Raw genomic sequence first — 13,603 nt, forward strand, 5'->3', positions numbered from 1 at the left:
CGGCTACGGCCAGAACGCCGACTTCCGCGCTGGGCTGGCCGAGCGGGACATCGCATACGTGGTGGGGTTCTTCAGATGGCCGGTGACCGCGTAGGGTCCAGCGGTTGCTTCCCAGTTGGGGCCGAGGACGCGGGCGGTCACGCGGGCGATGTCGGAGATGTGAAGTCCGCGTCGGGCAACGAGCCGCCGGTGAGGATGTCGTCGGTCCTGTCGCATTGCGCGGCGCCCGCGACCAGGTCCAGGCCGGTGACGGTCAGACGGCCGACCGTCGGATGAGCGTCGTGCAGGTCAAGGGCGTTCGCCGACTCCAATGCCAGTTCCTCGCGGGCCGTCCTCGCTGGGTGCGTGGACGTGGACGCTGATCAGGCCGGGCACGAGAAACGTGTCACGAGTTCAGACTCGGTGAGGGGGCCGTTACGGCAGGTTGCGGCGCATCAGATCGGCGTAGGTCTCGCGGCGCACCACGGCGCGGTGCGCACCGTCGCGGACGAAGACCACCGGAGGGCGGCGCGCACCGTTGTAGTTGTTACTCAGCGCGTAGGTGTAGGCGCCGGTGACCGGCACGGCGATCAGGTCGCCAACGCGCGGGTCCTCCAGCGGGACACCGGCGCTCAGGGTGTCGCCGGACTCGCAGTGTCGGCCCACCAGGCGGCACAGTTCGCCCTCACCGGTCGGGCGGGTGGCGATGGCGGCCTCGAAGCGCTGCTGGTACAGGGAGACCTCGAGGTTATCGCCCATGCCGCCGTTGACGGCGACGAAGGTGTGGCCTCCTCCGCGCTTGACGGAGACGACGCGGTAGAGCGAGACACCGGACTCGGCGACCATCGAGCGGCCCGGCTCGATCAGGATGCGGGCGTCGGCGGGCAGCAGGCGCTTGGCGACATCGACCATGACGTCGAGGTATGCCTCCACCGTGGGCGGGCGGTCGGCGTAGGTGTAGCGGGCGCCAAGGCCGCCGCCCAGGTCGTAGACGGCGAACTCGCCGAGTTCCGCGACGGCCTCGACGGCCTGTGCGAAGGGCTCGAGGTCCAGGATCTGCGAGCCGACGTGGACGTGGACGCCGTCCAGCCGCAGCCGGTCGCTGCCGCGCAGCCGCGCGATCGCCTCGCGGGCCTGTGGGAGGAGCAGGCCGAACTTGGAGCCGTTCTGGCCGGTGGATACGGCCTCGTGGGTGTCGGGGCGGATGTCGGGGGTGACCCGGACCAGCACTCCCTGCTCACTCGTGGTGTCGGTGAGGATCTTCTCCAGCTTGTCGATGTCATCGAAGTTGTCGATGACGATCGTCCCGGCGCCAGCGTCGACGGCGAGGCGCAGTTCTTCCTCGGTCCTGGCGTTGCCGTGTACAACGAGACCGGCCGGGTCGGCGCCCGCGGCGAGGGCGAGGGCCAGCTCGCCGCCGCTGGCGACGTCGATGCCGAGGCCCTCCTCCGCGAGCAGCCGGTTGACGGCGGTGCACGGGAAGGCCTTGGAGGCGAAGGTGGCGCGGGAGTTCGGCCAGCGGGCGGCCAGTCCGTCGGCGTACCGGCGGGCGCGTGCGCGGATCGATGCCTCGTCGACGACCAGCGCCGGAGTGCCGTAGGTCTCGGCGAGTTCCGCCACTGGGACGCCACCGAGCACCAGTGCGCCCGTCGCGTCCTGGGTGGTCCCGGGGGGGAACAGCCCCACCAGCTCCCGGCCTGCCTGCGTCGCCGCCATCTGCGCTCCTTGTGACACTGATTGGTCCCCCTCTGAAGTGACTCTCTATGTTCGGGCTCCCGATATGTCGAAGCATCGTTGACAGCATCAATATGGAGTGCCAAGACTTGATGTCTACAACAACCTCTGAGCCGGGAGCGCACAATGCCGGAGTCTGGCGCGCGGCGGTACCTGCCTGTCCGTCAACTGGTGGACAACATCGGCCCGGCGCTTCTGCGCTTGATCCAGGAGGGAACCGGCTGCGACAGGCCGCTGACCGATACCGCCATCTATGCTCCGGGTGCGCCGACGCAGCTTGGACCTGGGTGTGTGGTGCTGGGTGTCGGCGTGACTACTGAAGCCGAGCTGCGCGAACTGACTGCGGCGATGGAACGTTCCGACGCGAGAGTGGTGGCGGTGAAGGCCCCGGTGCCGCCGTCGGCGGACGAAGAGCTGACGATCATCGAGGTCAACCAGAACGCGTCCTGGATGCACGTCGCGACGACCGTTCGTGAGCAGTTGCTCGAATACGCGAGGATGCGCGTGCGCTCCGTCAGCAGCGGCTCGGAGCTGTTCACCCTGGCGAACGCGATCTACGAGGCTCTCGGCGCCCCGGTCACCATCGAAGACCGCTTTTCCGCGCTGGTCGCCTGGTCGGAGGGCCAAGACAAGACCGATGCCGAGCGGATCGAGACCATCCTGGGGCGGGCGGTGCAGCCCAGGACGCTCGCCGAACAGCGCGAGCGTCATGAATTCGAGCGCCTGCATGCCAGCAGTGAGCCGGTGTATATGGAAGCGACCGAACCGGACCAGCTCTCGAGGGTAGCGATCGCAGTCCGGGCCGGCTCGGATGTCCTTGGCTACATCTGGGCCGCGGTCACCGGGCCGCTCGACGAGGCGGGCACCGCTCGCCTGCGCGAATTCGCGCCGATGGTCGCGCTGCAGATGGTCGGCTTGCGAACCGAGACCAGCTATGCCCGTCAGCAGCGTGGCGAGTTGGCTGCGGCGGTACTCGGAGGGTCGGCCGATCGAGTGGAGGCGAGCCGGCTGCAGTTGGGCTCTGGCCCCGTCTGCGTACTGGCTGCGGCCCCTCGATTGCTCGGGACCACGGATGCCGACGCAGCGACCGCTGCAGTGACCGTTGACGAGCTACGTCGGTTCGCTGACACGTTGGAGTACTTTCTAGCAGCCGTGCATCCTCGTTCTGCCTCGGTGGCGGGTACAGGCGCGGTGTACGTACTGGTTGCCTGGCCTCCGGAACACACCGCAGCACTCGAGTCCACCGTCAACCTGGCCCGTGATTTTCTCGGGCGGACCCCACTAGCCAGTGACTACGTGGTCGCCGTCGGCGGGCCGGCCGACTCGCTGGGCAGAATCGCCGAAGTGCGGGCGCAGGCAGACGCCGCACTGCGTGCGCTACGGCACCCGGCCTTCCATGGGCCAGCTGTGCGCACCGTGGAAGAGATGGCGCTGCCGGTGTTGTTGCTGCATCTCGCCGACGTTACCGAGTCGCTCGGCCTGCCGGACACAAGCGGCGCTCTGGACCGGCTGGGCCAGGAGGACGGCCAAGACGGTCTGCTGACAGTAACCCTGGCCGCCTATCTCGCCGCCGCGGGAGCCACGGACAACGCGGCGGCCGCCCTGCACATCCACCCCAACACGATGCGCTACCGCCTGCGCCGGATCCGCGAGGTCTCCGGACTGGATTTCACTGATGCCGACGCCATGCTGCTCGCGCACCTCCAGCTTCGGGTACGCGAGTTGCGGATGGGGGTTGCCTACCGAGGTTGAACGCGTGATGTCGCTGGGTTGCTCGAGTAGGGCCGATGGTGAGACCGGTCTCGGCGAGACAGCCGATGAGTTGGCTGCGGTACTGGATGTGCCGTAGCCCGCGTCGAAGGGCTGGACGAGGTATTCGGGTTTGCCGAAGGCGACGTTGAAGAGCAGCCGCGTCGCAGAAGGGACCAGATCCTCCCTTCGACGGGGTTGAGGCCGGGTGCGCAGGGCGGCACATAGTAGATGGTCAGCCAGTCGCGGGTTGCCGCCCTCCTTCCTGCGGGTCAGCGGCTTTGTGGACGTTGAGATGGGGCGCCGTCCGGGGCTGAGTCTCACAGATGTCCCAGACGAGCACGACCGGACCGCCGAGCTGCTGATGGGCGGCGATCGATAGGTCCCGGCAGTCGCGCCGAGAGAAGCTCTAGCGGCCGCCGCGTCGGCCGTCGTCCCGGCGGGGCCGGTGGATCAGCCGCGACCGGTGGCCGGGCTTGTAGTAGCAGGTCAGCGCTGCGATCAACATCCTTCTGCGGGAACGGCCCCGCACACGCACCACCGGGGTCCGGCCGCGCTGGGACCAGGTTTTGGCCTGCGGCGGTGTCATGGAGAATCCGGCTGCGTCCTCGAAGACGAGCCAGGCTCCACGGGCCGCCGCGAGTCTTCCGCAAAAGGCCCCACCCCTTGATCCACCCGGCCACCGCCTCGTCGTCCCGCTCCATCGCGCCCCGGGCCGGGACCTGGCAGGACCGTCCATTGCGCACCAGCAGTTTCCGAACGCCCTGAATTGTGCAGGTAGGGTGGAAGCGCCGTCCCATCACCGTCTTCAGACGGCTCAGGGTCCAGCGTTGGTCTTCCCTGCCGTGCGCGGCCGGCCCCTTGGCCGGCTCTGCCCCCAACTGCGCGAACTGCTTCTCGCTCAGCCGCGGGAGCTACGTCGACCCCTGCGACCGCAGAGCCCGCGGACCGTCCTCGTCCCACGTTCGCCGCCACACCGAACGGACGCTGACCCGCAAGTCCATGGCGATCGCCGGGCTCGCCCCGCCCCGGGCGTCTCTCTCGGCCGCCCTCAGCCTTGACTCCTCGCGGACTGCCCGTTCGGCGGTCAGCACGCCCCCTTGTGGATACCGCATGACCCGGTGACACCGCACAGGCGACGACCCTTCAGCCCTACGACACCACGGGTGCAACCTCGGTGATCGCTGCGGCTATGGCCGGAAGGAGCGCGTGTAGCGGCAGCCGTCCAGATCGACCCACAACACCGAGCCGTTGAGAACGGGGCCGGCTGTCAACCGCTCCGGCAGACGCGGATCGGCTCCGACGCGGAACGTTCCGTCACCGAGTGCGATGAGTTCCGGTTCATCGCATGGCGCTTCGACGCCCGTCGCAGCGATCATGTGCAGTCGCCCCGCCCGCTGCACGATCCTGAAGCTGGGATACCAAGGCGTGTAGCTCCGGTACTGACCGGCGAGCGGATGCGGGGTTGTGGCCGGCGTGGCGTCAAGGCCGAGTGAGTCGGGTCCGCAGAGCCAATGCGGCTTCCCGGCGATCGTGCCCACCGAATGGTGGTAGGCGGACCAGCGCGGATGATCGCATGTCAGCCTCCCGTCGCCTGAGTCATACAGCTTGCCTGTCATCCCGTCCGAGGTGAGAGTGAGACCGTTGTCCGCAGTGGCGTCGACGCGGATCTGGCGCGATCCCGTTCCATAGATTCCTACGTAGTGAAGAGCATCTGGGATGCTCTCACGGTCGAACAGCGCCGGGTCCGGCGAGGCTCCTTGTACGACGGAAAGCACATGCCGGCCGAAAAGGTCGATTATCCGGCACTCGCCGGGTGCGTTGGTCAGCACTGCGACACCATGTCCACCGTCGATATCGACGGCGAGAAACGATCGGTAGCCGACCATTCCTCCAGCGTGCATCAGCCAGATATGACCGTCGATGATTTCCACGCCCACGCCAAGTCCATAGCCAGGCGAATGCTCCGTCGAACCGCCCACATCGGCACGGTCGGTGATAATCTGCTCGAACCGCTCCGGACTGAGGATCCTAGTGCCAGCCACGGCACCACGCCCCAAGATCATGCGGGCGAATATACCCAGGTCAGATGCGGTTGCAGTCACGTTCGCATCAGCCGCTGAATACTCGAAAAAGGTGGCCGGCGTGAGCGGGGCCGACGGTAGCGCCGGTCGGTCGTCGTGCAGGAACTGGTATCCGATGGCGAGATCAGCACGGTCTTCGTGAATGATGTGCGCTGCCGAGTTGCGCATCCCCAGTGGATGTAGCAGCCGCTCGGCCATGGCGTTCGCGAGTGATTTTCCTGTGACGTGCTCGATGATCAGTCCCAGCAGATTGTAGCCCTCGTTGGAGTAGTGGAACATCTCGCCTGGTTCGACATAGGTCGTCGCATCGCGCAGCGCGTAACCGCGTGCGGCGGCATCGAGCAGCGCGTCGGCCCCGGCTACCAGCCCCGAGGTGTGCTGCATCAGGTGTCGGACAGTGATTGCCCGGGACCCGCCGTTCGGGGCGAACCACGGCAGATAATCAGCCACCGGCGCTTCGAAATTCACCTTCCCCTCATCCGCCAACTGCCCGAGCAAGAACGCGGTGTAGGTCTTGCTGATCGAACCGATCTCGAAGCGCGTGTGATCGGAAACCGGTGCCCCGGATTCCGTGTCGGCAAACCCATCGGTGATGAGCGCGGATTCGCCGGTTGCGGTGACAATGCTGATCGCGATCCCCGGCACAGGCCACCACGTGCGTAGCTGCTTCGCCAGCTCGGAAATCACCCGTCGCATGTCCATCAAACTTCCGCCTCCTGCGAACCGAATCTTGCGCGCCTGTCCGGCCCTAGCTCGACATTCGAATAATCTATTTCTGCGTCCGGCCGACGACCCTTGACGAATCGGCGACATAGCGGGTACAGCCCCACGCCCAGGAGTGCCACCGCAAGACTCGCGAAGAACGTAGCGGTCTCATCGACTGCTGTACTCCACGCCAAGTACACGATCATCGCGGTGGGCAGTGCGACTACCAGGACAGCGCCAGGCCAGCCACCGGGGACCCGAACCGGTCGGCGCATCTGTGGATACCGCCAGCGAAGGACCAGGAAGGCCATGAACTCAAGCAGGATCGACGACAGGGTGAGCAGCACCGTAGCCCGCAAAATCGAGCTGAAATCCACAGCCGACAACACAACGACGACAGTGCTGCTCGCCAGGAGAGCACCCACCGGGGTGTTGAATCGTCTACTGTCTCGCGCCATCCAGTGAGGCAGGTATGCATCTGCGGCAAGCGCACGCGGGATTCGTGTGCTCGTCAGTAGGATCGCCATGAACAGGCCGACCAAGGAAAGCGCCGAGCCCAGGGAGATCGACACCTTGAGCCAGCTTCCACCCAGGATATGGCCGACAACGATGAAATCTCCCTGAACCCAGGCTGCGGGCGAACCCCGGTGCAGACCACTGCCGATGGCGGCGATCGTGGGCAAGAGATAGGCTGCGATGATCAGCGGAACCGAAATTATCAGAGCTCGAGTGTAGGTTCGGTGCGCGTCGGAAACCTCGCCCAGCACGGTACTCGGACCGTCGAAGCCGAGGTAAAGCCACACGATCACGCTGAGCGCGCCGGCCACCGACGAGTGGACGCTTTGACCGGGAATCATGAAGGGTGAAAAAATATTGATTCCGTTACTGATGGCATGATAGACCCCGATGGTCGTCAGCACGCCGAAAGGTGCGAGAATAAGCACCATCATCCCGACTGAATAGTCACTCACAGCCTTGGAGCCGCGGTAATTGAGGTAGACCATCGGAATGATGAGGGCAACGGTGACGATCCAGTGCAGATCCACAACGAAGCCGCCATGGAAAACGGACAGGGCTACCAGCTCCTTCCCGCGTGCGATGCCCGGTATCCAGGTGGCCAGGTAATCTACGAGCAGGATCGGGTAGAGAGTGAGATTCAACACCGATCCGATTGAGTTCCAGACCCCGAACAAAAATGCCGGAAACCTCCCGAGTGCGATCTTCGTCCAGTAGTAATAGCCACCGTTGACCGGTATTGCGGCGCTAAGTTCCGCTGCCACCAATGCGTTCGGCACACCGAACACAATTGGCACCAGGACGATCATCAGCAAAGTCATGCCCGGCCCGGCACTGGAAATGGAAGACTCGAGCCCGAAGGGGCCTCCGGACACCGTGAAGAAAAATATGCCGACCAATGGCAGCACGCCGATCGCACGTTTCCCTGCCCTCGGCTCCGATTGCGTGATATCGGAAGGGATCAATTCAGTCATCCTAGTCTCCACTCTCCACTAACCGGGCTCGGGGCACCTGCAACCTGTGGGGAACCCTCAGGCCCTGGCGAAGCAGGTGGGTCACGTCGGCTAAGGGCAGCCGGGCACCTGGTCGGCATAACGTATGAGGCACCACCCTGGCCGTCCTCGTTGTGCGCGCCAAAGCCATGCCCCAGTCGTTGTCGCTGTCACCAACCGTGGCTCCGCACGGCCGCCGATGAAGAGCGGCGGTCCCCGTCCATCGATCAGCTCGTCCCCTGGCAGCGGGCCGCAGCCGCCGGGCGGCGGGACTCACTTCTGTGACGGGCCACAGGGCAGCGATCGATGCGGGGGTTGTCACAGCCACACCAGTTCGTAATAGCCCAGGGTCGCAAAGAGTCCTTACATGAGTGACCGTAGGAGTGCCTCACCGTGCCTGCCCGGCCCGCACCGACCACCGGCGACGCAGGTCCTTCCCGGCGGGAACGGAGATCCCTGCTGAGGGACCCGGCCTTCCTGAGGCTCTGGTCCGGTGCCACCGCCTCCGGCCTCGCCACGTGAGCCCTGCCGTTCGTGCTCGGACTGGCGGTGCTCCACGGCACGATCACCGCCGTCGACCTGGGTGCCTTGCTCGCCGCCCGTACTGCCGGTTTCCTCGCGGCGGTGCCCGTCGCCGGCGTCCTCGCCGACCGGCACTCCCGCAGGGGTGTGGTCCTGTGGTCCGGTCTCGCCGGAGCGGTCGCGCTGCCCGTGACGGCCCTCGCTCTCGACCGGTCGACGCCGCTCACCGCACTCGCCTGCGCGGTCGCCGGCGCGGGGCAAGGCGCCTGCCGGCCCGCCTTCCAGGCGCTGGCCGCCGAAGTCGTCGACGAGGCCCACCGCCGGCGCGCCAACGCGGCACTGAGCCTCGCGGTGCGTGTCACCACCCTCGCCGGGCCCTCTCTGACGACGCTGGCCGCCCTGGTCCTCGGCGACCGGGCGCTGCTGCTGTGCGTCGGACTGCTCTGGCTCGTCGCCGCCCTCGTGCCGGGAGGCGGCGCACGTGCGGACGGCGGAGGCACCGTGCCCCGTGGCCGGCCCACGCGGACGGGCCTGCTGGAGGAGTTCGCCGAGGGGGTGCGGGAAGCCCGGCGACATCCGTGGTTCCTGGCCGGCCTGGCGGCCCTGACGGCGGTCATCGCCACCGGGTACTCGGCCACCGGTGTCGCCCTGCCACTGCTCAGCCGCGACGAGTACGGCTCGGGGGCGGTGCTCGCCGGCGCCACCACCGCGTACACCGCCGGAGCCCTCCTCGGGGCCCTGCTCATCGCCCGCCGGCGCCCGCGCACCCAGGGCTGAGCTGCGCTCGCGGGTCTGGCCGCATACGGGTTCGCGCCGCTGAGCCTGATGGCCCATGTGCATCCGATCGCGGTCATGACCGCCTACGCCCTCGCCGGCCTCGGCATCGAATGGTTCAACGTGCCCTGGTTCACCGCCCCCAGCGCGAGGTCGCCCCCGACAAACTCGCCCGGGTCTCCTCGCTGGACTTCCTGCTCTCCTACGGTCTCGCCCCGGCCGGGCTGGCCGTGATCGCCCCGCCATCGACGCCTTCGGCACCGGCCGGGTCCTCGCCGCCTGCGCGGTGGTCTGTTTCGCCGCCCCGGCTCTCGCCGCCTTCGTACCCGGCACGCGCCACTTCTCCGGGCGAGCCACCAGTTCCTCACCCAGCGGACCGTCAACGGGCAGTTCCACGTGATCGTCCCCGGCACGCCTGCCGGTCGGCGGATCACCGCCCCCGCAACCCGGCTGGACCGGCGGCGGGCGGCGCGCCCGCGCGGTCTCTTCGCGCACCCGCCCACGCCACGTTCCGGTGGTGCGACGTGAGAGCAGGAAGCACCTTGGCGAGTCCCCGTGTCGCCCGGTCCATCACCTGCGCGCGGCGTTCAGCGCTCCCCCAGGCGTACGACCCGCCGTACACGAAGGCCGCGACATCCACCATCACAGTGACCCAGGTCACACAATACCCCGGGAACTTCCCCCACTCTCGCCCCGACTCCTGTGCTGCAACCGCCGACCAGGTTGCCGTCGCTACAGGAGAAGAGGGTCCGAGATGCCCGAACGCCGGATACCGCCGGACGCGCAGGCCGCACCGGTGAGCCAGGGTGTGAGCCCGCAACCGGGCGCGGACGTGCCACCGTCGCCACGCCCGGCGGGCGAGCACACCACCACCAGCGCCCCCCGTGCGGTGCCGGGGCTGTGGAGCAACCTGCGGCCCCTGTTGCTGCGCCTGCACTTCTACGCCGGAACCCTCGTCGGCCCGTTCATCCTCGTCGCCGCTGTGACAGGGCTCGCCTACACCGTCACACCGCAGATCGAGTCGGCGCTCTACGCGCACGAACTCAAGGTGACGCCGCGCGGAGCCGCCGAGCCGCTCGCCCATCAGGTGGTCGCGGCACAGCGGGCGGTCCCCGACGGCACCCTGCTGTCGGTGACGAAGGGCGCGGGACCCACCGACTCCACCCGCGTCACCTTCGAGAAGGACGGCCTGCCCGAGGGATACACGCTCACCGCCTTCGTCGACCCGTACAACGGCAGGGTGCTCGGACAGCTGAGGACGTTCGGCCAGTGGCTGCCGGCCCGGGCGTGGCTCGACGACCTGCACCGGAACCTTCATCTGGGCCACTTCGGCCGCAACTACAGCGAGATCGCCGCGAGTTGGCTCTGGGTGGAGGTGCTCGCGGGTCTCGCCCTGTGGGCCGGGACCGCGCGCAACCGTCGACGGCTGCGCCGCCTGCTGCTGCCGCGCGGTGGCACCAGAAGCCGCAAACGCACCCTGTCCTGGCACGGTGCTGTCGGCCTGTGGGCCTCCGTCGGCCTGCTCGCCCTGTCCGCCACCGGCCTGACCTGGTCCGCTCATGCCGGCGCGAGCATCGGGCGGGTCCAGGACGCCTTGGGCGGCAGTACACCCTCGGTGTCCACGGCGCTGCCCGCCCGCGAGGGGGCCGGCGGAGGCACGGAAGACGTCAAGCGGGACATCGGGATCGACGCGGTCGTGGCCTCGGCCCGTCACGCCGGCCTGGTCGGTGTACTCGTCGTCACTCCGCCGCCCCACGACGAGGACTCCGCCTATGTCGTGGCGGAGAACACCCGCAGTTGGCCGGAACGGCAGGACTCCGTCGCGGTCGACCCGGCCACCGGCAAGGTGACGCAGAAGCTGGAGTTCGACGACTTCCCGCTGCTCGCCAAGCTGACGTCCTGGGGCGTCGACGCGCACATGGGGCTGCTGTTCGGCCTCGCCAACCAGATCGCCCTGGCCCTGCTCGCCATCGCCGTGATCGCGATGACCCTGTGGGCCTTTCGCATGTGGTGGCTGCGCCGGCCGACCCGCGCGGAGGGCTTCGCCGTCGGGCGCGCACCCGCGCGCGGAGCCTGGCGCAGGGTGCCCGGCCGAGTGCTCGCGCCGGTCGTGTTGCTGGCCGCGGTCATCGGCTACTACGTGCCGTTCTTCGGTCTGCCCCTGCTGCTGTTCGTCCTGGTGGACGTGGCCGTCGGAGCCCTGCGGCGGCGCCGGGCGGAGGTGCGGGGGTGATCGCGGCGACCGGCCTGCGCTGGATCCTGACCCTGCTGTTCGCCGTGTCCGTCGTCCACGGGGTGTGGCGAGCCGCCCTGCCCGGGACGCGGGCCGCCGACAGGGTGGATCACACGCTGCACGCGGCGATGGGCGTGCTGATGACGGCGATGGCCTGGCCCTGGGGCATGGACCTGTCGGCCGCGCCCCAGGTCGTGCTGTTCTCGGCGGGAGCCCTGTGGTTCGTGGTCGCGGCGCTTCTCCACCCCCGCGCCGACAGCTCGCGCATCGCGGTGGTACTCGCCGCCTGGCCGCACGTCGTGATGACAGCGGCCATGGCCTGGATGGTCGCGGCGATGGACGTCTCCGGCTCCATGGCGGGCCACTCCGGCGGGGGCGGAATGCACGAGATGCACATGGCAGGCGCTGCCGGCCTCGCCTCCATGAGCCTGTCGGGCACGGCACCGAGGCTGGTGGCGGGAGTGCTCGCCGCCGTCCTGGCCGGCATCGGCCTGGTCTGGCTGACCCGTGCTCTCGACCTGGCGCGCGCCTGGGCCCCGGCACCTGGGCGGGTCCCGAGAACAGCGGCGCCCGGCGAAGGCGTCGCCGGAGCCCTGGCGTCCGGATGCCACGCCTCCATGGCACTGGGCATGGCGGTGATGTTCGTCCTGCTCGTGTAGCGGTGGGCGCGCCGGCCGCGAAGGGGGGCACACTGACGGTCCGGGCCGCCGTCACAGGGCCGGCTGCTGCCCTCCGGGGCGGCGGGCGTGCCTCGGGGCGCGACCGTCGCATCCGACTGCCCGCTCCTCGCGCCGGCGACGGACGCCGGTCGACCCTCGCCCGAACGCGCTGTCCGGCGACGGGCGGCCACGCAGTGCGTCGGCCGGGCCCTTGGGCGGGTGGACAAGAGGGTCCGGGCGACCGGCGGCTGCGGGTGCCGGCGCGTCGCGCTAGGACGGCTTGGGCCGCAGAACGCCTACCCTGACCTCTCCATCACGCGCCCTCCCACCAGGCGGGCAACAACATCACCCGGCGGCCCGCTGAGCGGGCGACCGTTCTCGACCGGGCAGACTGCCGCCAGACGCGAATAGCCAGCGGGCCGCGGCGCGAGCGACGTCGCAGGACACCCACCCTGACGCGCCAGCCCACGCCGAAGCCGAGGCCCGGGACGACCGCGTGCAACCGCTCACGGCCAGACGGCGGCGCGGCCCCGGTCGCCGTGAGCCCGCCGCGGTGCCTGGGCCAACATCGGGCGGGTACCGAGCACTCCATGGGCCCGCAACTCCCCCAGATCGGGAAGACGGACTCCGGGCAGGTCGAGGAGATCTGCCGGCGCCGCGTGGATCTGCGGGGACTGGGCCGATGCCCAGGGCGCGGCGGGACGTCACGCCGACCATGGACGGACGGCACTGGCCATCGCAGGGACGGGACCCAGGCTTCTGCCTGATTCGTATCCCCGACGGCCACCACACGGCGCAGATTGTGCTGTCGGACGCACGGTCAGGTGACTCACACCGCAGACGGTCGTTGAGCACAGCATCGCGCTCCGGGACCTCCTCCCCCGCAGACGCGAAGCCGCGTGAGGGCCCGGACCGACGTCACATGCCCCCGGGCCCTCGCCCCTTCTACGAGGCTCCGCAGGGTAGTCGAGGGCTGTTATGGCCGCATGACTGGCTGGTTCCAGCGAACAGGCGGTGGCGCCGCTTGCAGCTCAGTCAGTACCGTGCCGACCATGGGGAACGGCACGAAGAGGCAGGTCAGGCCCGCTGCCTGGGCGTTGCAACCGACGCTGTGGATCTACGCCGTGGTGAGTATTCCGCTGTACATGTGGTTCCTGCACCACGCCGCCGTCCGCTGGGCCGGTCATCTCGAGCAGGACGACAGCCTCCGATTCTGGTTTCCGGTCGTCGTCCCGGGTGCGGGATTCACCTTCACACTGCTGGCGGCCATCTCCTGGTGGTGCAGCGCCTTCACCGGCACGGACTTTCGCCGGCATGCCGGGCGGTCTCGCTGGTCATGTGAGCAACGACCCACCGCACCGTGCGTCTTGGCGGCGCCCCAGGCGCGCAAGGGCGCGGACGACCAGGAAGGCGGAGACCGCGATCACGGCCGACGGCCCGAACGGCACCTACGGCGCACGGCTCCCCGGAGCTCGGACTCTCGGAGGCGATCGAGCACGAGATCCTCGCCGGGTTCGAGATCGACCTCCTGGAAATCCGCGGCCCCTCCCCCGTCCCGGGCATCCGCCCAGCGCCAACGGTTCGCGGGATCGTGCCGTGCCCGGGCGAGGGCGGTCCGTCGGCAGAACGGTCAGCCCCTACCGGCCGACATATTGG

7 protein-coding genes and 3 pseudogenes are annotated in these 13,603 nt (G+C 68.7%); 5 read left to right on the plus strand and 5 right to left on the minus strand.

Annotated elements, in window-relative coordinates; genetic code table 11:
* Positions 1-137: 137 nt before the first annotated feature.
* Together IE294_RS42055 and lysA are read right to left on the minus strand one after the other, a co-directional pair.
* On the minus strand, positions 138-311 hold the full coding sequence (locus IE294_RS42055; protein WP_189894650.1) for a hypothetical protein: 174 nt from the start codon (positions 309-311) through the stop codon (positions 138-140).
* Positions 312-414: 103 nt separating this feature from the next.
* Positions 415-1,695 carry a diaminopimelate decarboxylase gene (gene lysA / locus IE294_RS42060; protein ID WP_189894651.1) on the minus strand — a complete coding sequence of 427 codons (1,281 nt, stop codon included), beginning with the start codon at positions 1,693-1,695 and terminating at the stop codon, positions 415-417.
* A gap of 189 nt (positions 1,696-1,884) precedes the next feature.
* Here lysA and IE294_RS42065 point away from each other — a divergent pair, with 189 nt between their 5' ends.
* A complete protein-coding gene (locus IE294_RS42065) occupies positions 1,885-3,465 on the plus strand; it encodes a PucR family transcriptional regulator (protein ID WP_229917943.1) in 1,581 nt (526 codons plus the stop codon).
* Between the two features lie 34 nt (positions 3,466-3,499).
* Here IE294_RS42065 and IE294_RS50175 read toward each other — a convergent pair.
* The 3 genes and pseudogenes from IE294_RS50175 to IE294_RS42080 all read right to left on the minus strand — a co-directional run.
* Positions 3,500-4,577, minus strand: a pseudogene (locus tag IE294_RS50175) (winged helix-turn-helix domain-containing protein); the annotation flags it as partial.
* A gap of 75 nt (positions 4,578-4,652) precedes the next feature.
* A complete protein-coding gene (locus IE294_RS42075) occupies positions 4,653-6,248 on the minus strand; it encodes a serine hydrolase domain-containing protein (RefSeq protein WP_189894653.1) in 1,596 nt (531 codons plus the stop codon).
* Positions 6,248-7,741: an APC family permease gene (locus tag IE294_RS42080; protein ID WP_189894654.1), complete on the minus strand. Its 1,494-nt coding sequence runs from the start codon at positions 7,739-7,741 to the stop codon at positions 6,248-6,250. Before IE294_RS42080 ends, IE294_RS42075 begins: the two co-directional genes overlap by 1 nt.
* A gap of 543 nt (positions 7,742-8,284) precedes the next feature.
* Here IE294_RS42080 and IE294_RS42085 point away from each other — a divergent pair.
* From IE294_RS42085 to IE294_RS48420, 4 genes and pseudogenes are all read left to right on the plus strand, one after another.
* Positions 8,285-9,455: pseudogene (locus IE294_RS42085) on the plus strand (MFS transporter).
* 354 nt (positions 9,456-9,809) lie between these two features.
* Positions 9,810-11,288: a PepSY-associated TM helix domain-containing protein gene (locus IE294_RS42090; RefSeq protein WP_189894655.1), complete on the plus strand. Its 1,479-nt coding sequence runs from the start codon at positions 9,810-9,812 to the stop codon at positions 11,286-11,288.
* Positions 11,285-11,947, plus strand: coding sequence for a DUF5134 domain-containing protein (locus IE294_RS42095; RefSeq protein ID WP_189894656.1), 663 nt, complete (start codon positions 11,285-11,287; stop codon positions 11,945-11,947). The genes IE294_RS42090 and IE294_RS42095 overlap by 4 nt, the downstream gene beginning before the upstream one ends.
* Before the next feature lie 1,358 nt (positions 11,948-13,305).
* A pseudogene (locus IE294_RS48420) lies at positions 13,306-13,508 on the plus strand (hypothetical protein); the annotation flags it as partial.
* Between the last annotated feature and the right edge of the window lie 95 nt (positions 13,509-13,603).

The sequence above is a fragment of the Streptomyces canarius genome (assembly GCF_014650735.1).
Classification (GTDB): domain Bacteria; phylum Actinomycetota; class Actinomycetes; order Streptomycetales; family Streptomycetaceae; genus Streptomyces; species Streptomyces olivaceoviridis.

Coding starts and splice junctions, on each gene's coding strand:
- IE294_RS42075 (WP_189894653.1), bottom strand. CDS start 6,248: ATGGACATGCGACGGGTGATTTCCGAGCTGGCGAAGCAGCTACGCACG.
- lysA (WP_189894651.1), bottom strand. CDS start 1,695: ATGGCGGCGACGCAGGCAGGCCGGGAGCTGGTGGGGCTGTTCCCCCCC.
- IE294_RS42090 (WP_189894655.1), top strand. CDS start 9,810: ATGCCCGAACGCCGGATACCGCCGGACGCGCAGGCCGCACCGGTGAGC.
- IE294_RS42080 (WP_189894654.1), bottom strand. CDS start 7,741: ATGACTGAATTGATCCCTTCCGATATCACGCAATCGGAGCCGAGGGCA.